Raw genomic sequence first — 23,338 nt, 5'->3', positions numbered from 1 at the left:
CCGTGTGGAGGCTGTGCGTCAGCGTCGTGGGTCGGCGTCGGCGTCGTGGGTCGGCGTCGGCGTCGTGGGTCGGCGTCGGCGTCGTGGGTCGGCCTCAGCGTCGCGCGCGGATCAGCGTCGGCACCTCGAGCTCGCCCGGTGCGTCGGCCAGCTCGCGGACGAGCCCGGCCACGGAGTCGAGCGAGCTGCACACGCCGGCGTAGGAGCCGTCGAGGCGGATGGGCCGGCACAGGATGCGGGTTCCCGCGTTGCGGATGACCATCTCGGAGTCGGGCGAGCGCGCCGCGTTGCAGTGCACGAGCAGGCCGGTCGGCAGGCCCATGGCCGTCGTGTACGCGACGAGGTCGACGTAGTCGCGTGAGGCCAGGTAGCCGTCGGCGCCCATCGAGTACTTCGCGTCGCCGACGAGCACGACCTCGCTGCCGCGGCGCACGACGAGGTCGGGCACCATCGTCACGGCCCGGCCCTCGTCGAGCCAGACGTCGGACTCGGTCTCGATCCGCAGGTCCGGGGCAAGGCGCTGGTCGAGCTCCTGGACCATCCAGCGACGGAAGAGGTCGTCCATGTCGACCATGAGGCTGTTGGCCTGCTGGTCGCCCGACTGGTGCGACAGCGACATCGCCTGCAGCACGAGGCGCGAGAGGCGCATCGCGTCGTCGTAGTGCTCGTTGAGCCGGGTCACCGGGACCGGCACCGCGTGCAGCGTCGCGGGCGTGTCGCTGACCCCCTCGAACCGCCCGAGCACCCGGAGGGCCTCGCGGCGCACCTGCGGGGCCAGCTGGGGCCAGCTCAGCATCGCCTGGAGCGTGCAGCGGAACAGCTGGTTCTCGCGGATGTCGTTGGTGAAGTCGTCGTAGCGGCACTGCGGCTCGGCGGCGTTCCACGGCCGGCGCGCGAACTCCTCGACGAGGAGGCGGCCGCGGATGGTCCGCATCCGCTCCTCGCGCCCGACGTAACCGTGGACGAGGCCGCGCATCGTGGAGCTGTCGATGAGACGGATCGCGAAGTAGGCGACGCCGTCGATGAGCTCGTCCGTGTCGCTCCACGTCACGTGCTCGTGGTCGAAGGCGTCGGGCGAGACGCCCGCACCGAGCATCGCGAAGAAGTTCGTCACCGACACCCGGGGTGTGACGCGGATGACGAGCCCGGGCACGGCGAGGGCACCCACCCAGCTCGTGGCCCCGATCGTCACGACGTCGGGGTCGGCCGTCGCGTGGATGACGAGCCGCTCCCCCGCCGCGTTCACGAGGGCGGCGCGGGTCTCGCGGTCGAGCCGGACCGGCCCCGAGCGTCCGTGCTCGGGGATCGGGGGCAGCTCGATGGTCATCGACGGGTCATTGCTGTCGCGGCTGTCACGGGCGGGTCAGGTCGAGCTGGCCGTAGCGGGCGAGGACGTTCTCCCAGCGGAACTGCGCGAGCTCGTGCTCGCGGCCGTAGAGCTGGTCCTCGATGAACGGGTAGACGTTGTAGTCCCAGATGCGGCGCAGCGCCGACACGTCGTCGAGGCCCGGGCGCATGAAGTAGCTGTGCCCGATCTGCAGGTGCGGACCGCGGAGGGCACGCCGCAGGTCCTCGTTGACGCGGTCGACGAGGTCGGCCACCCACACGGGGCCGTCGTTGGCCTCGAGCCAGCGGCGCAGCAGGCCCTCCATCGGGCCGTCGTGCGGCATGAACGGCACGAAGTCGAAGCGCCGGCGCAGGGCGGCGTCGACGAGCGCGATCGAGCGGTCCGCGGTGTTCATGGTGCCGATGAAGTAGAGGTTCGGCGGCAGCTCGAAGCCCTCGTCGGGCCGGTAGCTCGTCTTGACCGAGTGCGAGCGGTACTCGAGCAGGAAGAGCAGCTCACCGAAGACCCGCGGCAGGTTCGCGCGGTTGATCTCGTCGATGATCATGATGTGCGGCGTCAGCGGGTCGGCCTCGGCCGCCTCGGCGAGGAGGGCGAGCGGGCCCTTGCGCAGCTCGTAGACCATCTGGCCCTGGTGGTCGATCTGCGGCCGGAAGCCCTCGAAGAAGTCCTCGTAGCTGCTGCTCGGGTGGAACTGGACGATGTCGCGCTTGGCCGGGTCGGGCTGCAGCGCCGCCGCGAACCGCTGCGCGAGGTAGGTCTTGCCGGTGCCGGGCGGCCCGTAGAAGATGACCTGTTTCTTCTCCTCGAGCAGCGCGCGGATCTCGCGGAGGAACGACTCCTGGATGAGCAGCTCCTTGGCCGCCTCGCCGATGGCGTCGTGGTCGGGCGCGAGGGCCTTGTCGGTGCGGCGCATGAGCCAGTGCGCCAGCTGGGCCTGGCCCCACGGGTCGTCGGGCAGGAGGGGGTCGAGGGTCTGGCGCAGCAGGGCGTTGGTCTCGACGTGGGTTCGCCCTCGCGACTTTCCCTCGGTCCAGCGGGCCGGGCCGCCGAGCCGCTTGAGCATCGCGACCTTGCCGGAGTCGCCGCCGAGGGCGAACAGCGGCAGCCAGTGCTCGGGGTGGGCGATGGCGAACAGCTTGAGCACGACACTCTCGCCGAAGCCCTGGACCGGGAGGTCCTCCGAGCCGAGGACGCGGTTGATCCGCTCCTCGTCGCGGCCCTCGCCCCAGAGCAGCTCACGGACCATGAGACGCAGCTGGTCGATGCCGGGGGCGTCCAAGGCGTTGATCGAGCTGATGAGGACCGACTGGGCGCCGATGTCGCCGTAGCCGCGCGTCGAGACGATGCGCTTGAACGTCGGCAGGTCGAAGTCCTCGAGCCCCTCCTTGGACAGGCACGCGGCGAAGACCCGGCGCTGCTCCTGGTGCCAGGCGTCGCGCTCGGTCGGGTAAGGGCGCTCGGCGCGGAAGATCTCGGCCTCGCTGTCGAGGTCGACCATGGCGGCCAGCTCGAGCGCGGGGTCGTCGACGGTGCCGCGCTGGCTCGAGTTGAGGAAGCGCAGCAGCGGCGTCAGGGCCCGGGCCGTCGTGACGACGTCGTCGGCGAAGTCGGCGCGCCCGAGAGCCTCCTCCCCCTTCCACCAGCGGCCCGCGAAGACCTCACCGGAGACGTACTCGCGCCCCACCGGCTCGAGGCGGTCGGGCCGGCCGTCCTCGTGGACGCGCACGAACGTCAGGCCGCGCGGCAGGTGCTCCTGGACGAGCGTCGCGACCCCGCGCAGCTGCTCGTCGCTCTCGCCCTCCCAGCCGCCGTGCAGGCCGAAGGCGACGCCGGAGGGCGTGACCCAGAGGCGGAAGCCGGGCGCGCCGGCGCCGCCGACGAGGATCCACGACGCGTAGAGGTCGGAGCGGTAGGCCGAGTCCTCGCCCGCGTGCTGCTGCAGCGCGAGCGTCGGCGCCTCGAGGTAGAGGCCGGTCTCGGCGGACAGCCGCTCGATGAGGCTGTCGGACACGTGGTCGGCCTCGCCGCGCAGCTGGCGCGCGAGGTCGGCGGCGCGCTCCTCGTGCCGGCCGCTGGCGTAGCCGGTGGCGGGGCGGAACTCGGCGGCGAGCTCGGCGGCCTCGACGCACACGTCGAGGATCTTCGGGGCGATGCCGACGAAGGCCTCGGTCTCCTTGAAGTACCAGAGGATGCGCGCGGCGTAGCGCGGGTCCTCGGGCCGCAGCGCCGCGCAGAGGTCGGCGTAGGCGACGTAGCGCTCGGCGTGGCTCAGGCCGCGCTCGAGCCAGCCGAGCCGTTGGAGCATGTGGGGGGCGTTCTCCCACATGAGTGGCCAGGCGCCGCCGTCGTCGGTGGACCAGAAGAGCGAGAGCACGTACGCGGTCTGCGCCGGGCTCGGGGCCCGGTGCCCCCGCGAGCCGCCGCGGGCCAGAAACGCCTCGATGGCCTGCAGCTTGTCGGCGGCGTCCTGCGGCGAGGCCGGGGTCTGCAGGGTCAGCTTGAGCAGCCCCACGACCTCGGCGTACTCCTCGTCCGCGCGCCGCGCGAGGGTCGCGAGCCAGGGGCCACCGACCGGGCCGAAGCCGACGTACGGGCCGTCCTTGCGGGCCCACTGGTTCATCGCCTCCTTGAAGGCGACGAGGTCGCTGCTCGCGACGAGGTCGGCGAGGATCTCGCGCAGCTCGCCGTTGCGTGCCGCGCGCTCGGAGTCGAGCTCGGCGAAGAGGGCCTGGGCGTCCTTGTCGGCCTCGGCGGCACGCTCGATGAGCGTGTACTTGGCGCGCCATCGCTTGACGTCGACGGTGTCGGTGCGTGTCATCAGGCTCCCTTGCACGCCCACTTCTCGGGCGTCGTAGTGACTGCGCGTGTGGAGGTGCGCACAGGACCGCGCCAAAGGTTACCTGCCGGTCCCCGCTGCTCCGAACTCGCCGCCTCCCCGAGCGGGAGGCCTTCGGATCCGGTGCTCTGCGGGCGTGGATCCCACGGATCGGGACGGTCCGCTGCTCAGTCGGGTGGAGGCGTACCCCGCCGGGTGTCGATTCTCGGCACGGTGGCGTGCGGGAGCAGGGCGTCCTCGTCCTCGGCGTCGCCCATCCAGCGCGCCCCGGCCGCGCCGGAGCTCTCTCCCGAATGCGGACCGCCGAAGCCCGACGCGTCGGTCCCATCGGCCGCGTCGGTGGCGTCCGTGGCGTCCGTGGCGTCCGTGGCGTCGGTGGCGTTTCTGGCGACCTCCCCCGTGACGCGGTGCACGGTGAGCAGCCAGGTGAGGACGCCGCCGGCGACGAAGGCGACGAGCAGCAGGACCCCCTTCACGACCGACCCTCGCGACGGGTGGCGCCCGGCTCGTCGGCGAACGCCTCGTCCGGCGACCGGGCCGGGACGCGGGCCGCGGACACGGCTATGGCCACGAGGGAGCCGAGCACGAAGGCGACGACGCTCCACAGGAACACGCTCCAGAAGCCACCCGCCGACCGACCGACGAGGCCGAGGAGAACCGTGACGACGACGAGGGCCGCCCACCACGAGCCGCCGACCTCGCTCCGGTACGTCCGTGTCACCACCCGGGGCCCGGCCTCCCGGGTGGTGGTGCCGTCCGGCTGGGCCATCCGTCCTCCGCTCACACCGGTCCCGTACCCGGCTCCGCACGGGCGGACACATCCGGCACCCCCGGGACCGGGGTGTGGCTCAGGCGGCGGCGCGCCCGCTCTCCGGCGGGATGGTGCGCACGTCGTCGCGGCCGGCGACTGCGACGGCGTGCAGCCGGACGCCGGTGTCGCGGCAGGCGGCCTCGAACGCATCGCGCCGCTCGCGGTCGTGAGGCGTCGGCTCGGCCGGCCCGGGGCGGGCCAGGACGACCGCGACGTCGTGCACCTCGTGGCGGGTCAGCTCGGCGAGGAAGCGCCGCAGCACGTCCGGGGCCTCGGTGCCCTCGGGCAGGCGCACCGGCTGGAGCAGGCGCCCGTTCGGGTGGCAGAGCAGGACGTAGGTGGCGCCGTCGGACCTCGAGCGGTCGGTGGCGATGAGGTCGGCGACGCCCTCGAAGACGTCGGGGTGGGTCACGGGTCGCTGCGCCCAGTCCCTGGGCAGGTCCTCGAAGTGCATGACGACGAGCATCCCCGCGACCGGTGACAGTCGTCGGTCGCCGTCCACAGGCTCGGGTCGACAGCCGCCGACGGCAGCCGGCTGCCGGTGACGAGGGAGCACGCGTCGGCGCGACGCGGACGACCACCGCCCCGACGAGCTGCGAGATACCGTTGCCCTCATCGAGCACGGCGCAGGAGGTTCGTCCGTCAGGTCGAACGGGCCCTCGACTGCTCGACCAGTCGTCCCCACGGGAGGATCCCGATGGCGAATCCGCGTGCAGCGCAAACCCGTCCAGCAGCCCTCACGGCGACAGAGCTCGTGGCGTCCTACCGACGCGGCGAGCTCTCGCCGGTCGAGGTGCTGCGTGACGTCCGAGAGGTCGTCGAGGCGCGCGAGCCGGAGCTCAACGCGTTCTGGGTCCACGACCTCGACGCCGCCGAGCGTGCCGCGTCGGCCAGCGAGGCCCGCTGGCGTGCCGGCGAGCCGGCCGGCCCGATCGACGGCGTCCCCCTCACCGTCAAGGAGAACCTCGCCCGAGCCGGCGTGCCGATGCAGCTGGGCAATGCCGGCGTCACTCCGTTGGAACCCGAGCGCAGCTGCCCGGTCGTCGAGCGCGTCGAGGATTCCGGCGGGGTTGTCCTCGGCTCCACCGTCATGCCCGACTGGGGCATGCTCAGCTCGGGCGTCTCGAGCCTGCACGGCATCACCCGCTCCCCGTGGGACCCGTCGCTGACGACGGGTGGGTCCAGCTCGGGGGCGGGTGCCGCCGCGGCCGGTGGCTACGGCCCGCTCCACGTCGGCACCGACATCGGCGGGTCGATCCGGCTGCCCGGCACGTGGCTGGGGCTGGCGACCCTCAAGCCGAGCGCCGGCCGCGTGCCCCTCGACAACCCCTACCTCGGCCGCGTCGCCGGACCGATGGCGCGCTCGGTCGACGACGTCGCCCTCCTCCTGTCGGTGATCGGGCGGTACGACCCCCGCGACTGGACCGCCCTGCCGCCGGCCGAGCTCGACCTCGACCTGCCGGCCACGGCGCTCGACGTCACGGGCCTGCGCGTCGGACTGCACCTCGACGCCGGCTGCGGGCTCCCCCTCGACCCCGAGGTGCGGGCGTGCGTCCAGCGAGCAGCCGGCCTCTTCGCCGACGCCGGGGCGCGCCTCGAGCCGGTGGAGCCGTTCCTCTCACCTCGGCTGCTCGCCGACCTCGACCAGTTCTGGAGGGTGCGCTCCCTCGTCGACCACGAGGCGCTGTCCCCCGAGGCCCGCGAGCGTGTGCTGCCCTTCATCCGGCGCTGGGTCGGTGCCGTCGCCGGCATCGACGGGCAGGCCGTCATCCGCGACTACACGAGCATCATGGCGATGCAGCAGGCCACCGTCGCCGCCACCGAGCGCTTCGACCTCGTCCTGTCCCCCGTCGCCCCGATGGCCGCCTTCCCGGCCGAGTGGCCGATGCCCTGGGGCGACGCCGACGAGGGGATGGCCCACATCGGCTTCACGGCCCCGTACAACCTGTCCGGTCAGCCGGCGGCCACCGTCAACTGCGGCTTCACCGCAGACGGCCGAACGGTGGGCCTGCAGGTGTCCGGCCGACGCTGGGACGACGCCGGGGTACTGCGCGCCGCGGCGTGGTTCGAGCAGCACCGCGGGCCCGACGCGACACCGGTCTGGCCCATCCCCGAGGCGGTCCCGAGCACCTCCGCCGCGGGGCGCTCCGATGGCTGAGTAGGCGCCGGCTCGCGTCGTGCGTCGCTCCGTCCGGGCCCCGGAGCGGGCGACGCTGCGCGCCCTCCTCGACGACTGACGCCGATCGCGGCGCGACGGCGGGGCGGCGTCGGGTCGCGGGGCGGCACCGGGCAGAATGCGTGGCTCCACGCGTCGTCGACCAGGAGTGTGTTACCGGTGAGTGTGCAGGTGAAGGTGGCCTCGATCGAGCGGCGGATCGCCGAGGAGCTCGGCGTCCGCGAGGCCCAGGTGACCGCTGCCGTGGGGCTGCTCGACGGTGGGTCGACGGTGCCGTTCGTGGCCCGCTACCGCAAGGAGGCCACCGACGGCCTCGACGACGCGCAGCTGCGCGACCTCGAGGAGCGGCTCACCTACCTGCGCGACCTCGAGGACCGGCGCGCCGCCGTGCTCGCCTCCGTCGAGGAGCAGGGCAAGCTCGACGACGACCTCCGCGCTCGCATCCTCGCCGCCGAGACCAAGGCCCGGCTCGAGGACATCTACCTGCCGTTCAAGCCGAAGCGACGCACCAAGGCGCAGGTCGCCCGCGAGGCCGGCCTCGAGCCGCTCGCCGACCTGCTGCTCGGCTCTCCCGACACCGACCCTGCCTCTGCGGCAACCGGGTTCGTCGACGCCGACAAGGAGGTGGCCGATGCCGCGGCCGCCCTCGACGGCGCCCGGGCCATCCTCGTCGAGCGCTTCGCCGAGGACGCCGACCTCATCGGTGACCTGCGCCAGCGCGTCTGGGCCAAGGGCCACCTCGTCGCCCGCGTGCGGACCGGCAAGGAGCAGGACGGCGCGAAGTTCGCCGACTACTTCGAGTTCGACGAGCCGCTGCACAAGCTCCCCTCGCACCGCATCCTCGCGATGTTCCGCGGCGAGAAGGAGGACGTGCTCTCGATCGAGGTCAGCCCCACCGACCCCGCTGCCGAGGCAGAGCCGGGGCCGACGGAGTTCGAGCGCGCCATCGCCCACCGCTTCCACATCGCCGACCGGGGCCGGCCTGCCGACCGCTGGCTCGCCGACACGGTGCGATGGGCCTGGCGCACCAAGATCGTCGTGCACCTCGGCGTCGATGCCCGGATGCAGCTGCGCCGGGCCGCCGAGGAGGAGGCGGTGCGCGTCTTCGCCGCCAACCTGCGCGACCTGCTGCTCGCGGCCCCGGCCGGCGCCCGCGCCACGATGGGCCTCGACCCGGGCTTCCGCACCGGTGTCAAGGTGGCCGTCGTCGACGCCACGGGGCGCGTCGTGGCCACCGACGTCATCCACCCGCACGTGCCGCAGAACCGATGGGACCAGTCGGTCGAGACCCTCGCCCGGCTCGCCAAGGCGCACGGCGTCGAGCTCATCGCCATCGGCAACGGCACCGCCTCGCGGGAGACCGACCGCCTCGCCGCGGACCTGCTCAAGCGCCACCCCGACCTGCGCCTCACGACCGCCGTCGTGTCGGAGGCCGGTGCGTCGGTGTACTCCGCGTCGGCGTTCGCCTCGGCCGAGCTGCCCGGCATGGACGTCTCCCTGCGCGGTGCGGTGTCGATCGCCCGACGCCTGCAGGACCCGCTCGCCGAGCTCGTCAAGATCGACCCGAAGTCGATCGGCGTCGGCCAGTACCAGCACGACGTGTCGCAGGTGGCCCTGTCGCGCTCGCTCGACGCCGTCGTCGAGGACTGCGTCAACGCCGTCGGTGTCGACGTCAACACGGCCTCCGCTCCCCTGCTGACGCGCGTGTCCGGGATCACCGGCACGCTCGCCGAGGGCATCGTCGCCCACCGCGACGCCCACGGGCCGTTCCGCACGCGCAAGGCCCTCAAGGACGTCGCACGCCTCGGTCCCAAGGCCTTCGAGCAGGCCGCCGGGTTCCTCCGGATCCCGGGCGGTGACGACCCGCTCGACGCGTCAGCCGTGCACCCGGAGGCCTACCCGGTGGTGCGCCGGATGCTCGAGGCCGCCGGTACCGAGCTGACCGCGCTCATCGGCAACTCCGCTGCGCTCAAGGCGATCCGGCCGCAGGACTTCGTCGACGACACCTTCGGCCTGCCGACCGTCACCGACATCATCGGCGAGCTGGACAAGCCCGGCCGCGACCCGCGTCCGTCGTTCAAGACCGCCACCTTCAAGGAGGGCGTCGAGGAGGTCAAGGACCTGCGCCCAGGCATGACCCTCGAGGGGGTCGTCACCAACGTCGCGGCCTTCGGCGCCTTCATCGACGTCGGCGTGCACCAGGACGGCCTGGCCCACGTGTCGGCCCTGTCGAAGCAGTTCGTCCGCGACCCGCGCGAGGTGGTCAAGCCCGGCGACGTCGTCATGGTCAAGGTGCTCGACGTCGACGTGCCGCGCAAGCGGATCTCGCTGACGCTGCGTCTCGACGACGAGGTGCCACGCCCCGGTGAGAAGCCGACGGGCGGCCGACCCCAAGGTGCGCCCCGTCAAGGCGGCCAGGGCGGTGGCCAGCGTCAGGGCGCCGGCCAGCGTCAGGGCGGTGGCCAGCGCCAGGGTGACCGGCGCGAGGCCCCCGCGAACGGCGCCATGGCCGATGCGCTCCGGCGCGCCGGCTGGAACGGCTAGTTACGACGCGTCGGGCACGACTCGACGCGCCGCGGGGCCTTGTCGTCGGCGCCGACCTCTGGTCGACTGGACCAACGATGGGTCCGGCCCATCAGGGGCCGGGTCCTGCAGCGCCGCGAGCCGTCGACGGCAGCCGCGGCACAACGGAGGTGCCCATGAGCAGTGCAGCCCAGTCAGTCCCCGCGCCCACCGAGGACGAAGAGCCCGACCAGTCCCTGGCGGGCGTCCACACCAGTGCGACGTTCGACCACCCGGTCGAGCAGGTGTGGCGCCACCTCGTCAGCGGACGCGGTACCGAGGCCCTCCTCGGACCCGGCGTGACGCTCGGCAGCAAGGGCGAGTCGTGGCACAGCGACGACGGCCCGCACGGGGTCGTCCGCAGCTGGCACCCGATGGAGCAGATCCGCGTGTCGTGGCACCCGCACGCCGACGGCCCCCTCAGCGTCGTCGACTTCCAGTTGCATCCCGAGGGATCAGGCACCCGTCTCGACCTGTTCCACGAGGGTGAGGGCATCGCCGAGGACGGCGCCGGCGACAAGCAGCGCTGGGACGACGCGCTCGGCCGGTTCGGCTCCTCGCTCCAGGGCTGAGCCGCCGTTCAGCGCACGACGAGCACGGGGCACTCGGCGTCGTGCAGCAGCCGATGGCTCACCGAGCCCAGGAGCATGCCGGTGAAGCCGCCGTGCCCGCGCGAGCCGACGACGACGAGCCCGGCGGTCCGGGCCAGCTCGGCGAGCGTCCGTCCCGGGTCGCCGTAGAGCACCGCGGTCGTCACCTCGAGCGACGGGTGGTCGGCGCGGGCCCGCTCGGCCATGCGCGCGACGCTCTGCTCGGCGTGGTCGCGCAGCTCGTGCGTGTCCTCGGTCCCGGCCCGGGCCGTCTCGGCGTAGGTCCACGCCTCCATGGACGCGGAGTGGGCCACCCGCACGACGTGCAGCATGGCGTCCTCGCGCTCGGCCCACGCGGCCGCGGCGTCGAGGGCACGCTGCGCGGCCTCGGAGTCGTCGATCCCGACGACGACCGGGCGCCCGGGGCCCGGACGCGCCACGGGCGGGGCCTCGGCGCCCTCCTCGGCCTCTCCGTGTCCACGGACCACGACGACAGGGCAGTGCGCGTGGGCCGTGACCGCGTACGACGTCGAGCCGAGGATGCCCGAACGCAGCCGCCCGCGACCCCGGCTGCCGACGACGAGCAGGTCGGCGTCCTCGGAGGCGTCGACGAGCTGGCCGGCCGGGCTGCCGAGCCAGTACTGGGTGCTGATGAGGGAGGCCCCGATGCTCTTCGACGCGTGCTCGGCCCCCTCGTCGACGAGCGACTTGGCGGCCTGCTCGAGCATCGGTTCGACGTGCGAGAGGTCGACCGCCGGGAACGCCGGCACCATCGACAGGTTGACGCTGTGCACGATGGTCAGCCGCGTGCCGAGCTGGCGCGCCGTCTCGGCCGCCCACTCCAGGGCGAGCCGCGCGCTGGGCGAACCGTCGTAGCCGACGACGACGCCCTGGACCTCGTTGACCTGGTCGTTCATGAGAGCACCCCTCCCTGGGCCTGGGCCGGGCGGGCCGCTCCGGCCACCTTCATCGTCTCTCCGCCGGGTGGATCGCGGCAGCCCCTTGTGGCGCGACGGACAGTGTGAGGTGCGGAACAGCGGCGGGACGCGTCAGGAGTCGTCGTCGCGGGCGGCCGCGGTCGCACGGTCGTTGGCCCGCTGCAGTGCCTCGGCCAGCTGCGCCTTGGTCATCGTCGAGCGACCCTCGACGCCCAGGCGTCGGGCGAGGGCGTAGAGGTGGGCCTTGCTCGCGTTGAGGTCGACGCCGCCGGCGCTGTCCCCGTCGTCGCGATGGGCCCGCGCCTGCGCGCCGCGACGGGCCGCCTGGGGGTCGGAGGGGCCCTTCTCGGGCTTCTCCTCCCAGTGGTCCCCGACCTTCTCGAAGGTGTGCTTGAGCGCCGCGAACGCGGTCCGGTGGGCGCGCTCGCCCTCGCCGTACTGCTCGACGGCGGAGTCGTGAGTGGCCCGCCACGTGTCCCGGGCCTTCTTCGGGGAGCGCTGCAGCGTCGAGGGGAGGTCGTCGTCGGTCGGCACGGTCATGACGTACCCGCCGAAGGACCGGCGCAACGGCATTCACAACGACCTGCGCAACCACCTGCGCGACGGCGCCCACATCGGGTATCACGGAGGGATGAGCAGCGAACCGGAGCCGCGCGAGGACGAGTTCGAGCCCCAGGACCCCGAGCCCGAGGAGGAGTACGCGCCCGTCGGCGGCCACGGCGACGACGCCACGGCGCGCGCGGCGGAGGCCGACCTGCTCGAGCAGGAGCAGGAGGTCGGGTTCGACGACGACGACACCCCGGACACGTCCGAGGAGGACCGCGCCTGACGCCGGACCCGACTCCCACCCCCACCGGCCAAAGCCGTCGGGGCCTGTCAGGGGCCGGCGGTCAGCCGACGGCCTTGGCGGCGTCCACCTCCCCCGCGCCGTACCAGCTGTTGTGGCCCAACCCGCCCTGGCACGTCTGCGGCGCGCCGGAGTCGAGCCCCGGGAAGGGCGCGTACGCCGACACGTCGGCCGGGCACGCGATCGGGTTGACGGCGTTCTGCACGGCGGCTGACAGCGCGCCGGTGCGCTTGCCGGTCACCGACGCCGCGAGGGCTGCGACGCCGGCCACGTGCGGCGCGGCCATCGACGTGCCCTGCAGGTAGCAGTAGGTCGCGCCGCTCGCGTCGACGACCGGGCGGAGGCAGGCGCCTATCAGCGATGCGGGGTACGTCGACAGGACGCGTCCGTTGGGTGCGGCGGCCGTCTTCTGCAGGGTCCCGTCTCCGCCGGGAGCCGCGACGTCGACCGTCGAGATTCCGAACGAGGAGTAGAACGACTTCGCGTGCAGGTTGCCCGTCGCGCTGACCCCGATCACGCCGGGCGCCTCGGTCGGGAAGACCGCGCACGCGTTCGTCACGGTCCGGATCACCGGGGTCGTGTCGTCAGGGCTGGTCTGGTCGAGCGTCGGGTGCGAGAGGTCCTCGAACTGGTTGCCCTCGGCCGCCACGACGAGGACGCCCTTGTCCTGGGCGTACTTCAAGGCGCGCCGCTCGGCCGTCCAGATCGCGCGCTGGTCGGGGTCGTTCTTGCAGTTGAAGAGCCACGGGTCGGCGAAGTAGCTGTTGTTCGTCACGGCGACGCCGTGGTCACCGGCCCACATGAAGGCGCACACGACCGCCTCAGGGAAGAAGAACCCCGCGGCGTCGCCGGCCTTGATCCCGGCGATCCGCACGCTCGGGGCGACCCCGACGATGCCGATGCCGTTGGCCGCAGCGGCGATGGTGCCCGCCGTGTGCGTGCCATGGCCGTTGTCGTCCATCGCGGCCACCTTTCCCTGGACCGGGACGCCACCGATGCAGCTGGCGCTGGCGGCGTCGTCGACGTTCGGCGCGAGGTCCGGGTGGGTGTAGTCGAGCCCGGTGTCGATGTCGCCGACGAGGACGGAGCGAGATCCGGTCGAGACCGCGTGCGCGGCTGGTGCGTTGATCTGGTTCATGTCCCACTGGAGGCCCGACAGGGTGTCTCCGGTGGGCGCCGTCGGTGCGGCGCCGGTGGGCGTCTGCGCGGCGCCGGCATCTGAGCCGTCGTCGAGGCGTGTTGCGAACTTCGCTGTCGCAGAGACTCCGTCGACTCCCTTGGTCGAACGCATGGTCTGCGCGAACGACGACGACGTCGACGATGCGACGACGACCGAGATCGGCGACCACGACGACACGACCCGGCCGCCGGCGGCGCTGACGGCCTTCGTGGCCGCCGACACCGAGGATCCCTGCGACAGGACGACGAGGTAGGTGGTGGCCCCGGTCGTCGACGTGCCGGCGGCGGAGGCGCCGGACGCGATGAGCGAGGAGAGGCCCGTGAGGGCGAGTGCTCCGGCCGCGACGGCGGCGGTGAGCAGTCGAGAACGTCCCCGAGAAGTGGTTCCGGACATGGGTCCTCACTTCCACGACGGTCACGCACGGCGCGCTCCGTCACGGAGCCGTCCCCGTCGACGGCCCTCTGCCGACGCTAGACCTGCGGTCCTCCACCGTTCGTGGGTTCACCGCAACACGGGCCGGCTCGCGGCCATCGTCCCCATTTGCCCGGTCACGTTGCTCGTCGCTATTGCGTGGGTACGTCGGGAAGCGGTGCAGACGTGGCGCCGCACGCCAGCACTCACGGGTTTCAGCCACGAGCAAAGGAGACGTGATGAGTGAGGCCGTAGCGGCACGCAGCACAGAGGCGGTGCGCAGCCTGGTGCCGGCCCGGTTGGACCGGTTGCCCTGGACGAAGTTCCACTGGTCGGTGGTCGTCGGTCTCGGGGTCTCCTGGATCCTCGACGGCCTCGAGATCCAGATCGTGTCCGAGTCGGGGTTCCAGAAGTCGCTGGCGATGTCCTCGGCGCAGGTCGGCCTCACCGGCACGGTCTACCTCGTGGGGCAGGTCGTCGGCGCGCTGACGTTCGGGCGCCTCACCGACCGGCTCGGGCGGCGCAAGCTGTTCATCCTGACGCTCGTCATCTACCTCGTCGGCTCGGGCCTGGCCGGTCTCTCGCCGAACATGTGGTTCCTCTGGGTGTGCCGGTTCGTCGCCGGCATGGGCATCGGCGGCGAGTACACGGCGATCAACTCGGCCATCGACGAGCTCATCCCGTCGCGCTTCCGCGGCCGCGTCGACATCGCCATCAACGGCACGTACTGGTTCGGCGCCTTCTTCGGCGCCCTCGCCAACCTCTACCTGCTCAACCCCGACAACGTCGCCGAGAACATCGGCTGGCGTCTCGCGTTCTTCATCGGCCCGATCCTGGGCCTCTCGATCATCTACCTGCGGCGCCACATCCCGGAGAGCCCGCGTTGGCTGCTCACGCACGGCTACGCCGAGCAGGCCGAGAAGACCGTCGACGAGATCGAGGAGCGGGTGCGCCGCGAGGGCGGTCAGATCTCCGAGGTCGACGAGAGCAAGGCCATCGTCGTCAAGGCGGAGGAGCGCATGGGAGCCAAGGTGCTCTGGGACGTCTTCGTCCACCGCTACGGACGCCGCACCGTCCTGGGCCTGACGATGATGGTGACGCAGAGCTTCCTCTACAACGCGATCTTCTTCACCTACGCGCTCGTCCTGACGAACTTCTACCACATCGACAAGGCCGGGACCTCGATCTACTTCCTGCCCTTCGCGCTCGGCAACCTCCTCGGGCCGCTGCTGCTCGGGCACCTCTTCGACACCATCGGGCGTCGCACGATGATCTTCACGACGTACTCGATCGCCGGCGTCGTGCTCCTCGTGTCGGCGTGGCTCTTCCACGCGAACGCGCTGACGGCGACGACGCACACGATCTTCTGGTGCGTGTCGTTCTTCTTCGCCTCGGCGGGTGCGTCGGCGGCCTACCTCACGGTGAGCGAGATCTTCCCGCTCGAGGTGCGCGGCCAGGCGATCTCATACTTCTTCGTCGTGGCCCAGTGCGCGGGCGCGATCGCCCCGGTGCTCTACGGCGCCCTCATCGGTGAGGGCAAGGACCGCGGCCCGCTGACGTGGGGCTACGTCGCCGGAGCCGTCATCATGATCATCGGTGGCATCGTCGCCAAGGTCATCGGCATCGACGCCGAGCGCAAGTCCCTCGAGGACGTCGCCGACCCGCTCACCAAGGTCGACGCGTCGGAGGCGACGGAGGCGACGGCGTGAACGTCTCCGACCTCGCCCGCCTCGGGCGTCCGTTCACGATCGTCGTCGGGGTGAGCCCGACGAGCGGCTCGCCGGGCGCGCTCCGGTGGGCCGTGGAGGAGGCCGCGGCCCGACGCGGACGCGTCGTCGCGATCCGGGCCTGGCGCCCGCACGCCCCCGAGACCGCGACGGGCGGCCGACTCCCGTCGGTGATCGCCGACGACAGCGCCCGTGACGACGAGGCCGCACGGCTGGCCCACGACGTCGACTCGGTGCTCGGGCGCGACCACGTCGTCGAGACGCGGGTCGTGGCCGGCAAGCGCCGTTCGGTGCTCGTCGAGGAGAGCCGTGAGGCCGACCTCGTCGTCATCGACGCCGGCAGGTCGGCGGAGGTCGGTGCGCGCTGGCTCGGCAGCCGGCTGGTGCGCTCGGCGTTGTGTCCGGTCGTCGTGGTGCCGCCGTCGTTGAGCGGTCGCGGACCGAGCGCCTTCGGCACGGCAGCGGGCTCGTTCGCCCGTTCGGTCGAGCGGGCGGCCGGCACCGCCGGGCGCCCCGGGTTCCAGCGTCCCCCGGGTGGTCGCGACGGGGGCTGAGCTCCACTGCAACAGTGGGGTGCCCGGATGCGAGGAGCGTCGCATCCGGGCACCTTCACGTCCGGGCCACCGCCGTTCAGCGGATGACCATGACGGGGCAGGGCGCGTCGTGGACGACGCGGTGGCTGACCGAGCCGAGCAGCATCCCCCTGAAGCCGCCCCGCCCGCGCGAGCCGACGACGACGAGGCCGGCCGCGACGCGTCGGGCGTGCTCGGCGATCGTCGCCCCGGGAGGCCCGTCGAGGACGGACTCGACGACGGTCAGGCCCGGGTGGGCGGTCCGGACGCGGTCCGCGAGCGCCCGGGCGACGCCGGCGCCGGCCGCGTGCGTCTCCTCGGTGACGTCGCGGACCCACGTCGCCGGCACCGGGAAGGCTGCCCCGGGCGCCGGGTCGGCGGCCCAGATCGCAGCGGACGGCAGGTCGTCGGCGACGACGACGTGCAGGGACGCCTCGGCGGCGGCCGCGAGGGTGGCTGCGGCGTCGAGCGCCCGGGCGGCGGCGTCTGACTCGTCGACCCCCACGACGACCGGGTGCGCGGGTCCGGCGTGGACCGTCTCGTCGCCGCGCACGACGACGACCGGGCAGTGCGCGTGCGCGGTGACCGCGTACGCCGTCGAACCGAGCAGGCCGGAGCGGGCATCGCCCCGACCCCGGGAGCCGGTGACGACGAGGTCGACGTGGCGCGAGGCCTCGACGAGCTCGGCGGAGGGGCTGCCGACGAGCGAGACGGCGTGCACCCGGGAGCGATCCAGCTCCTTGGCGGCGCGTTCGACGGCCTCGTGGACGAGTCCCTCGGTCATCTCCTCGTAGAGCTGCGCCGTCGGCCCGGCGTCGTAGGCACCGGCGGTGGCGCCGGCGCTGAGCCCGATGGCGTGAACGATCGTCAGGTCACGGTCGTCCCGCCGGGCCGTCTCGACGGCCCAGTCGAGGGCGAGGCGGGCGCCGGGTGAGCCGTCGTAGCCGACGACGACGCCGGTCGGGGTCGACGCGTCACGGTCGGTGCGCCCGGGGTCGGTGCGCTCACGGTCGGTTCGGTCACGGTCGGTGCGGTCACTGGTGCTGCTCATCGCGGTCCCCTCCCACGGACGTGGCCGGGGCCGTTCGCTCCCGGCCACCTCCATCGTCCTGCGGCCGCGGATGGGCGGCGGCCACCTGTGAGCCCCGGAACAGTGCGGTGTGGGTCACGTGGCTCGTAGCATCGGGGCATGGCGCTCCTCGAGCGTGACGAGCAGCTGCGCGCGGTCGCGGGCTGGCTCGACGACGCATCCGGCGGGCACGGCCGGCTCGTCTACGTCGCGGGCGAGGCGGGCATCGGAAAGTCGACCTTCGTCGGGCACGTCGTGGCGCAGTCGGGCGACCGCGCCCGCGCGCTCGTCGGCCAGTGCGACGGCGCCGCGACGCCGGCGCCGCTCGGCCCGCTGGCGGAGATGGTTCCGGGGCTGCCGCCGGACACGTGGCCGGCGGACGCCTCCCGCCACGAGGTGTTCACCCGCCTCGTCGACGTGCTCCGCACTCCCCCGCACGCCGAGCCGTACCTGCTCGTCGTCGAGGACGCCCACTGGGCGGACGAGGCCACGCTCGACCTGCTGCGTCACCTGGCGCGTCGGGTGCACTCCTGCCGGGCTCTGGTGCTCGTGACGTACCGGCCGGAGGACGTCGGCACCACCTCGGGGTTGCGGGTCGTCCTCGGTGACACCGCGTCGGCCGACGGCACGCGTCGCGTCGACCTTCCCCCGCTCACCGTCGAGGGCGTCGAGGCGCTCGCGCGGGCGTACGCGAGCGAGCACCCGCCCGGGGCCCACCCCGACGCGCGTCGGCTCCATGACGTCACGGGCGGCAACGCCTTCTTCGTCACCGAGGTGCTCTCCGGCGGCGCGGACTCCCTGCCGCCGACCGTCCGTGACGCGGTGCTCGCCCGGGTGGCGCGGCTCGACGAGGACGCCCGACGAGCCCTCGAGCTCGTCGCCCTGGCCGGTGCGCGCGTCGGCACCGACCTCGTCGAGGAGCTCGTCCGCGACGGGCTCACCACCCTCGACGAGCCCCTGTCGCGCGGGCTGCTCGTGCTGTCGGGCAGCGAGCTGACCTTTCGTCACGAGCTCGGGCGGCTCGCCGTCGCCGGCGGCGTGCCCGCCGGGCGGCGGATCCACGTGCACCGCCGGCTCCTCGACGTGCTCGTGCGTCGTGGCGCCGAGCCGGAGGTGCTCGCGCACCACGCCGATGCGTGCGGCGACAGCGAGCGCGTCCTCGAGTTCGCGCCGGTTGCGGCCGAGCGGGCCGGTGCTCTCGGGGCCCACCGCGAGGCGGTCGAGCAGTACCGGCGCGCCCTCGCCCACGCCGACGCCCTCCCGGCCGGACGCGTCAGCGACGCCATGCGCGCGGACCTGCTGTGGGCGCTCGGTTACGAGCTCTACCTCACCGACCACATCGAGGCCGCGATCGCCGCTGTCGACGCGGCCCGGGCCATCTGGGACGCGCGCGGCGACGACGTCCGTGTCGGCGACGCGTGGCGCTGCCTGTCGCGGCTGTCGTGGTTCGCCGGCCGCAACGACGACGCGGAGTCGCAGGCACGCACCGCCGTCGACGTGCTCGCCGGTCACCCCGGCGTCGAGCTCGCACTGGCCTACAGCAACACGACGCAGCTGCGGATGCTCTCGAGCGACGTCGCGGGCACGCGGGAGTGGGGTGCCCGCACCCTCGACCTCGTCGAGCGGCTGCCCGACGGCCCGAAGCGCACGGAGGTGCGGGTGCACGCGCTCAACAACCTCGGCACCATCGAGGTCACCGTCGGCGCGATCGAGGCCGGCACCCAGCTGCTGACGGCGAGCCTCGACGGCGCCCGCGCTGCCGACCTGCACGAGCACGCGGCGCGCGCGTACTGCAACCTGGCGTCATCGGCGGTCCTGCAGCGTCGGCACGACGACGCGCGGCGGTGGCTCGACGAGGGCATCGACTACTGCGCCGACCGCGACCTCGACTCGTGGACGCTCTACCTGCTCGGCTGGCGGGCGCGGCTCGGGCTCGACCGCGGCGAGCACGTGGCTGCGCGTCGCGACGCCGACGCGGTCGGTCGCGGCGAGGTGGCCGCGGTGGGTGCCCTGGAGCCGCTCCTGACGCTGGCGCAGCTGCGGGCGCGTCGCGGCGAGCCCGGGTGGGAGCCGCTCCTCGCCCGCGCGGCCGGCCTCGCTGACGGGATGCGCGAGATCCAGCGCGTGGCTCCGGTCGTCGCGGCCCAGACCGAGTTCGCTTGGCTTGCAGGCGAACCCGAGCGCGCCCGTCAGGTGGCTCTCGCGGCTTGGCCGTTGGCGCGCGACGCGGACTGTGCGTGGAACCGCGGTGCGGTCGCACGGTGGCTGACACCCGCCGACGTCGCCGGCGCAGGTGGCGGCAGCGAGGGGGCCGGCCCCGAGCCGGTCGCGGCGCCGCCCTACGCGGCGGAGCACGCAGGGCGCTGGCGCGAGGCGGCCGACCTCTGGGCGAGGCTGCACTCCCCCTTCGACCAGGGCCTGGCCCTGGCCCGCAGCGGCGACCGCGACCTCATGACGGCGGCCGTCGGCGTCTTCGAGGGCATCGGCGCCGACGCCGCGGCGTCCCGCGTCCGCACCGACCTGCGCGCCCGCGGATGGCCCGCCCCACGCGCGGCCCGCCAGAGCACGCGTCGCCACCCCGCCGGCCTGACCGCGCGCGAGAGCGAGGTGCTCGCCCTGCTCGCCGAGGGGCTCACCGACGCCGCGATCGCCGAGCGACTCGTCATCTCCCGGCGCACCGCGGAGCACCACGTGGCCTCGATCCTCGCCAAGCTCGGGGTCGGCAGCAGGCGCGAGCTAGCCAACGTGGGTGGTGCCGTCGCCGCGAATGGGTAGCCGCCACCCATGACCGTGGGACAGCGCACGGCGACGCTGGAGTCATCAGGAACTCCACGGCCTCCCCACCACGGCGGCCACTCCCCGAAAGGACGAGCGATGCCGCTCTTCATGGACATCCACACCCTCGGCGACGGCGTCACGATGTCGGACGTCGCCAAGGCCCACGAGGCCGACCTCGCCACCCAGGCCCCGCACGGCGTCAGCTACCTGCGCTACTGGGTCGACGAGGACCGTGGGCAGATCTTCTGCCTCGTCGAGGCTCCCGACGCCGAGGCCGCGAACACCGTGCACCGCGAGGCGCACGGCCTCGTCGCCGACTCGATCTACCGGGTGCAGGAAGGCGTCTGAACCGTCGGGTCATGGATCGGACGCCGGGTGCCGTCGACCACAGGTCGACGGCACCCGGCGTCGACGTGCCCGAAGATCCCCCGTTCGGGCCACGAACGGCGCACGATCGACCTAGGCGGTATGAAGTGACCGCTCGGGAGTGGCTGAGGGGTTGCGGGCCGGGGCCTCACTCACACATGTTCGTGGGTTACCGAGTAGGGGCTGCCTGCTCGGCCTATCCAACAGTTGTGGGAGGCCCCGGTGTTTTCCGAGCGTACGAGCGTGGGACTCGATGTGCACGCGCGATCGATTGCGGCAGCAGCGATCGATGGCGCTACTGGCGAGCTGGTGCAGGCCCGTTTGAGCCCGTCGCACGATCAGATTCGAGGGTGGCTGGAGGCCTTGCCGGGTCCGGTGGCGGTGACCTACGAGGCCGGCCCGACGGGATTCGGACTGGCGCGGGCGTTGACCGCGGCTGGGATCCGGTGCGTGGTCGCGGCCCCGTCGAAGCTGCAACGCCCGGCCGGTGACCGGGTCAAGACTGACGCCAGGGACGCGGTCCACCTGGCGCGGCTGCTGCGCCTGGACGAGGTGGTGTCGGTAACCGTCCCGACACCTGCGGTCGAGGCTGCCCGGGACCTGGTCCGGGCGCGCGAGGACTGTCGCGGGGACTTGATGCGGGCGCGGAACCGGCTGTCGAAGCTGCTGCTGCGTCAGGGCATCGTGTACTCGGGAGGTCAGGCGTGGACGGGTGCGCACGACGCGTGGCTGGGCCAGCAGTCGTTCCAGGCGCCGGCGACTCGAGCCGCGTTCGAGTCCGACTACGAGGCGGTCCTCATGGTCCAGGCGCGCCGGGACCGCCTCGACGCCGCGATCACGGCGCTGGCCAGGGACAGCGAGCTCACCCCGGTGGTGCACCGGCTCGGATGCCTGCGCGGGGTCAGCACCTTGACGGCGTTCGCCCTTGCCGTCGAGATCGGCGACTGGCACCGGTTCACCGGCAACACCATCGGCTCGTTCGTCGGGCTGGTGCCCAGCGAACACTCCTCCGGCAGCTCCCGGGTGCAGGGGGCAGTGACCAAGACCGGCAACGGCCACGCCCGCCGGCTGCTGGTCGAGGCGGCCTGGCACCACCGGGCCCGGTACGTCGCGGGCAAGACGATGCGCGACCGGTGGGAGCTCGCCTCACCCGCGGCCCGGGCCCGTGGCGACGAGGGCAACCGGCGGCTGCACCACCGGTGGGTTGTCTTCAACGAGCGGGGCAAGCGGCACACCGTGGCCAACGTGGCGATCGCCCGCGAGCTGGCCGGCTGGTGCTGGTCGTTGGCCGTCATGGTCGACTGACCCCACTGATCGCTTCGTCGATGCAGGTGGCTGGTGGCAGCGCGAGGAACGACCCGCGACGCAACTATGAGCAGCCGATCCCCTGGGGATACCGCGACGCTCGACCCTAGACACGCGGTCCCGTTCCTGCCGAACCACCGTCCTGCGGTAACCAACCCGCGCATATCAGTCTGACCGCGCGTCGCCAACGACACGCTCACCCGCCCTACTGCCGCGACGAAGCAGAGGCGCCGTCAGGACTCATGGTCCAGACGGCGCCTCACCCTGCCCCTTGACAGGAAGCTCCTACATATCAGGTTGTCCCAGAACAGGGGACGGGAGCGGCATGGCCGAGGGTGGATCGGCGCAGGAACAGGCTGCGCAGCTACGCGCACGAGCAGCAGCGGCACGACAGAAGGCGGAGTCCCTCGAAGAGCGGGCGCGGCGATGGGATGTCGGCGCCAGCGGGGAGCGGCTCGTCGCGGCGGAGCTCGGCCGACTTCCGGACCCCTGGAGCTGCCTGCACGACCGGCTGCTGCGACCCGGCAGCTCGCGAGTCAATCTCGACCACGTGGCGATAGGACCCGCCGGCGTCTTCCTTATCGACACCAAGAACTGGTCCGGCCGGGTGTCGGAGCACGATGGAACTCTCTGGCAGCACGCGGCCTCCAGCCGCTCGCAGCGCGCATCGCTCGAGCAGGTCGGGCGGGCTGCCGGGGAGATGGAGCGGATCCTGGGGACGCCAGTCGTCCCGGTCATCGCGCTCGCGGGCCCGTCCACGGCGTCGTTCGAACCGCGCCGCGTCGGAGGCATCGACGTCGTACCCCAGCACCGTGTGCGGGCCTGGTTGGTCGCTCAGCCGGGCGACCAGTCCTCCGACCGGATCGAGCTGACGCGGCGACACATCGACCACACCTTTCCCCCGGCGTCTGCTTCGGTCGACCCGCCGGGTCAGGACCCGAACGGATTCGAGGTCGATGACGTCCTCACCACCGGCGCCAGGCAAGTCATACCCGCGCGCGCGGTTGCGACCCGCTCGAGACGCACTCGCGGATCCTCGACGAACCGACCACGTAGGGGGTCCGCGCGCGGCGCCCGGGTGCTTCGGGGCCTCGTAGGTCTGGGGCTGCTCGCCTTGCTGTGCAGCCCGGTGCTGGCATTCCTCTCCCACGTAGTGAGTCGAGTTGCAGTCCAGTCAGGCTCGGTGGTCCCGGGGTTCCAGACCGGTGCGCAGCCTGCTCCGCGTCAGCTGTCCTGCCAGGACTACCCCGCGAAGCGCCTCAGGACCGTGGTCACGGTTGCCGTGAGCGCGAGCACGTCGAACACCGACGATCGCTGCTCCTGGTTCCTGGGCAGCAGCGATTCAGCGACCCCGGAGCTGGGCATCGCGTTCGGCCGCGACATACGCGTCGAGGCGAGTGTCTACAACTCAGGAAGAGCACTGGCGACCGCACAGAGCGGCTCGGCCATTGCGCGGGTGGGGGCGGGCCAGCACTTGCGGCAGTGGGCCGACAAGACGCTTGTCGCCGATGATGCCCTGGTCGTTCGCCTCGACTATCGGTACCCGGAACACGCCACCCAGTCGCAACGCCGCAGGGCTGACGCGGCGGCGCTTGCCAGCGTGGCACGACTGTCCGAGGACTTCGCGCGATGGATGCACAACGGCGGATGAACAGTTGCCGACAATCGGTGCACGGCAGAGGGATTGAGCAGTAGACCCATTGACAAACAATTCGAACTGGTGTTCGATCGGGAGATGGGGACACGGGTAGGTGAGGAGCACGACGCGGCCGGCGACGTGTCGTCGCTGGCCGTGCTGTACCCGCCCCGGCACCACGAGTCC

General features: G+C 72.8%; 19 protein-coding genes. 10 read left to right on the top strand and 9 right to left on the bottom strand.

Annotation, left to right across the window (positions count from 1 at the left end; all coding sequences use genetic code 11):
- Positions 1-94: 94 nt before the first annotated feature.
- The 5 genes from AC3A5R_RS16675 to AC3A5R_RS16655 all read right to left on the bottom strand — a co-directional run bounded on the left by AC3A5R_RS16675 (position 95) and on the right by AC3A5R_RS16655 (position 5,449).
- Positions 95-1,327 carry an McrC family protein gene (locus tag AC3A5R_RS16675; RefSeq protein ID WP_487621882.1) on the bottom strand — a complete coding sequence of 411 codons (1,233 nt, stop codon included), beginning with the start codon at positions 1,325-1,327 and terminating at the stop codon, positions 95-97.
- Positions 1,328-1,352: 25 nt separating this feature from the next.
- A complete protein-coding gene (locus AC3A5R_RS16670; RefSeq protein WP_487621881.1) occupies positions 1,353-4,166 on the bottom strand; it encodes an AAA family ATPase in 2,814 nt (937 codons plus the stop codon).
- A 185-nt stretch (positions 4,167-4,351) separates the two neighbouring features.
- Positions 4,352-4,660, bottom strand: a complete 309-nt coding sequence (locus AC3A5R_RS16665) for a hypothetical protein (RefSeq protein ID WP_487621880.1) — start codon at positions 4,658-4,660, stop codon at positions 4,352-4,354.
- The gene (arfB, locus tag AC3A5R_RS16660) at positions 4,657-4,953 is read right to left on the bottom strand and encodes a channel accessory protein ArfB (RefSeq protein WP_487621879.1); all 297 of its coding nucleotides are present in this window, start codon (positions 4,951-4,953) and stop codon (positions 4,657-4,659) included. Before arfB ends, AC3A5R_RS16665 begins: the two co-directional genes overlap by 4 nt.
- A gap of 79 nt (positions 4,954-5,032) precedes the next feature.
- A complete protein-coding gene (locus AC3A5R_RS16655; protein WP_487621878.1) occupies positions 5,033-5,449 on the bottom strand; it encodes a hypothetical protein in 417 nt (138 codons plus the stop codon).
- A gap of 243 nt (positions 5,450-5,692) precedes the next feature.
- On the opposite strand from AC3A5R_RS16655, the gene AC3A5R_RS16650 reads away from it, so the two are divergent.
- From AC3A5R_RS16650 to AC3A5R_RS16640, 3 genes are all read left to right on the top strand, one after another.
- Positions 5,693-7,153 (top strand): amidase, encoded by a 1,461-nt coding sequence (locus AC3A5R_RS16650; protein ID WP_487621877.1) that lies wholly within the window; start codon positions 5,693-5,695, stop codon positions 7,151-7,153.
- Positions 7,154-7,330: 177 nt separating this feature from the next.
- Entirely contained in the window at positions 7,331-9,715 is a 2,385-nt protein-coding gene (locus AC3A5R_RS16645) for a Tex family protein (RefSeq protein WP_487621876.1), read from the top strand.
- Between the two features lie 155 nt (positions 9,716-9,870).
- Complete coding sequence (locus AC3A5R_RS16640) at positions 9,871-10,305, top strand: SRPBCC family protein (RefSeq protein ID WP_487621875.1); 435 nt, start codon at positions 9,871-9,873, stop codon at positions 10,303-10,305.
- Between the two features lie 8 nt (positions 10,306-10,313).
- Here AC3A5R_RS16640 and AC3A5R_RS16635 read toward each other — a convergent pair whose 3' ends face one another.
- Together AC3A5R_RS16635 and AC3A5R_RS16630 are read right to left on the bottom strand one after the other, a co-directional pair.
- A complete protein-coding gene (locus AC3A5R_RS16635) occupies positions 10,314-11,240 on the bottom strand; it encodes a universal stress protein (protein WP_487621874.1) in 927 nt (308 codons plus the stop codon).
- Between the two features lie 132 nt (positions 11,241-11,372).
- Positions 11,373-11,795, bottom strand: coding sequence for a ChaB family protein (locus tag AC3A5R_RS16630; protein WP_487621970.1), 423 nt, complete (start codon positions 11,793-11,795; stop codon positions 11,373-11,375).
- 4 nt (positions 11,796-11,799) lie between these two features.
- On the opposite strand from AC3A5R_RS16630, the gene AC3A5R_RS16625 reads away from it, so the two are divergent.
- The gene (locus tag AC3A5R_RS16625) at positions 11,800-12,090 is read left to right on the top strand and encodes a hypothetical protein (protein WP_487621873.1); all 291 of its coding nucleotides are present in this window, start codon (positions 11,800-11,802) and stop codon (positions 12,088-12,090) included.
- Positions 12,091-12,151: 61 nt separating this feature from the next.
- Here AC3A5R_RS16625 and AC3A5R_RS16620 read toward each other — a convergent pair whose 3' ends face one another.
- Positions 12,152-13,681 (bottom strand): S8 family serine peptidase, encoded by a 1,530-nt coding sequence (locus AC3A5R_RS16620; protein ID WP_487621872.1) that lies wholly within the window; start codon positions 13,679-13,681, stop codon positions 12,152-12,154.
- A gap of 257 nt (positions 13,682-13,938) precedes the next feature.
- Between AC3A5R_RS16620 and AC3A5R_RS16615 the strand changes: the two genes are divergently transcribed.
- Both AC3A5R_RS16615 and AC3A5R_RS16610 read left to right on the top strand, forming a co-directional pair.
- A complete protein-coding gene (locus AC3A5R_RS16615; RefSeq protein WP_487621871.1) occupies positions 13,939-15,408 on the top strand; it encodes an MFS transporter in 1,470 nt (489 codons plus the stop codon).
- On the top strand, positions 15,405-15,980 hold the full coding sequence (locus AC3A5R_RS16610) for a universal stress protein (RefSeq protein WP_487621870.1): 576 nt from the start codon (positions 15,405-15,407) through the stop codon (positions 15,978-15,980). The genes AC3A5R_RS16615 and AC3A5R_RS16610 overlap by 4 nt, the downstream gene beginning before the upstream one ends.
- A gap of 76 nt (positions 15,981-16,056) precedes the next feature.
- On the opposite strand, the gene AC3A5R_RS16605 is transcribed toward AC3A5R_RS16610, so the two are convergent.
- Positions 16,057-17,049 (bottom strand): universal stress protein, encoded by a 993-nt coding sequence (locus AC3A5R_RS16605; RefSeq protein ID WP_487621869.1) that lies wholly within the window; start codon positions 17,047-17,049, stop codon positions 16,057-16,059.
- Positions 17,050-17,187: 138 nt separating this feature from the next.
- On the opposite strand from AC3A5R_RS16605, the gene AC3A5R_RS16600 reads away from it, so the two are divergent.
- The 4 genes from AC3A5R_RS16600 (at position 17,188) to AC3A5R_RS16585 (ending at position 23,167) form a co-directional block, all read left to right on the top strand.
- Positions 17,188-19,842: an ATP-binding protein gene (locus AC3A5R_RS16600; RefSeq protein WP_487621868.1), complete on the top strand. Its 2,655-nt coding sequence runs from the start codon at positions 17,188-17,190 to the stop codon at positions 19,840-19,842.
- A 99-nt stretch (positions 19,843-19,941) separates the two neighbouring features.
- The gene (locus tag AC3A5R_RS16595) at positions 19,942-20,193 is read left to right on the top strand and encodes a DUF4242 domain-containing protein (protein ID WP_487621867.1); all 252 of its coding nucleotides are present in this window, start codon (positions 19,942-19,944) and stop codon (positions 20,191-20,193) included.
- A gap of 240 nt (positions 20,194-20,433) precedes the next feature.
- Entirely contained in the window at positions 20,434-21,516 is a 1,083-nt protein-coding gene (locus tag AC3A5R_RS16590; protein WP_487621866.1) for an IS110 family RNA-guided transposase, read from the top strand.
- A 325-nt stretch (positions 21,517-21,841) separates the two neighbouring features.
- Complete coding sequence (locus tag AC3A5R_RS16585) at positions 21,842-23,167, top strand: nuclease-related domain-containing protein (RefSeq protein WP_487621865.1); 1,326 nt, start codon at positions 21,842-21,844, stop codon at positions 23,165-23,167.
- Positions 23,168-23,338: the final 171 nt, after the last annotated feature.

The sequence above is a fragment of the Intrasporangium sp. Soil_C_50 genome (assembly GCF_057656595.1).
Note: the sequence above shows the minus strand (reverse complement) of the source record. Positions and strands in the feature narration are given on the sequence as shown.

What these genes read in the sequence shown, in the direction of transcription:
- AC3A5R_RS16675 (WP_487621882.1), bottom strand. Translation starts at nt 1,327, where the DNA reads ATGACCATCGAGCTGCCCCCGATCCCCGAGCACGGACGCTCGGGGCCG.
- AC3A5R_RS16670 (WP_487621881.1), bottom strand. Translation starts at nt 4,166, where the DNA reads ATGACACGCACCGACACCGTCGACGTCAAGCGATGGCGCGCCAAGTAC.
- arfB (WP_487621879.1), bottom strand. Translation starts at nt 4,953, where the DNA reads ATGGCCCAGCCGGACGGCACCACCACCCGGGAGGCCGGGCCCCGGGTG.
- AC3A5R_RS16655 (WP_487621878.1), bottom strand. Translation starts at nt 5,449, where the DNA reads ATGCACTTCGAGGACCTGCCCAGGGACTGGGCGCAGCGACCCGTGACC.
- AC3A5R_RS16650 (WP_487621877.1), top strand. Translation starts at nt 5,693, where the DNA reads ATGGCGAATCCGCGTGCAGCGCAAACCCGTCCAGCAGCCCTCACGGCG.
- AC3A5R_RS16640 (WP_487621875.1), top strand. Translation starts at nt 9,871, where the DNA reads ATGAGCAGTGCAGCCCAGTCAGTCCCCGCGCCCACCGAGGACGAAGAG.
- AC3A5R_RS16635 (WP_487621874.1), bottom strand. Translation starts at nt 11,240, where the DNA reads ATGAACGACCAGGTCAACGAGGTCCAGGGCGTCGTCGTCGGCTACGAC.
- AC3A5R_RS16625 (WP_487621873.1), top strand. Translation starts at nt 11,800, where the DNA reads ATGACGTACCCGCCGAAGGACCGGCGCAACGGCATTCACAACGACCTG.
- AC3A5R_RS16620 (WP_487621872.1), bottom strand. Translation starts at nt 13,681, where the DNA reads ATGTCCGGAACCACTTCTCGGGGACGTTCTCGACTGCTCACCGCCGCC.
- AC3A5R_RS16615 (WP_487621871.1), top strand. Translation starts at nt 13,939, where the DNA reads ATGAGTGAGGCCGTAGCGGCACGCAGCACAGAGGCGGTGCGCAGCCTG.
- AC3A5R_RS16605 (WP_487621869.1), bottom strand. Translation starts at nt 17,049, where the DNA reads ATGAGCAGCACCAGTGACCGCACCGACCGTGACCGAACCGACCGTGAG.
- AC3A5R_RS16600 (WP_487621868.1), top strand. Translation starts at nt 17,188, where the DNA reads ATGGCGCTCCTCGAGCGTGACGAGCAGCTGCGCGCGGTCGCGGGCTGG.
- AC3A5R_RS16595 (WP_487621867.1), top strand. Translation starts at nt 19,942, where the DNA reads ATGCCGCTCTTCATGGACATCCACACCCTCGGCGACGGCGTCACGATG.
- AC3A5R_RS16585 (WP_487621865.1), top strand. Translation starts at nt 21,842, where the DNA reads ATGGCCGAGGGTGGATCGGCGCAGGAACAGGCTGCGCAGCTACGCGCA.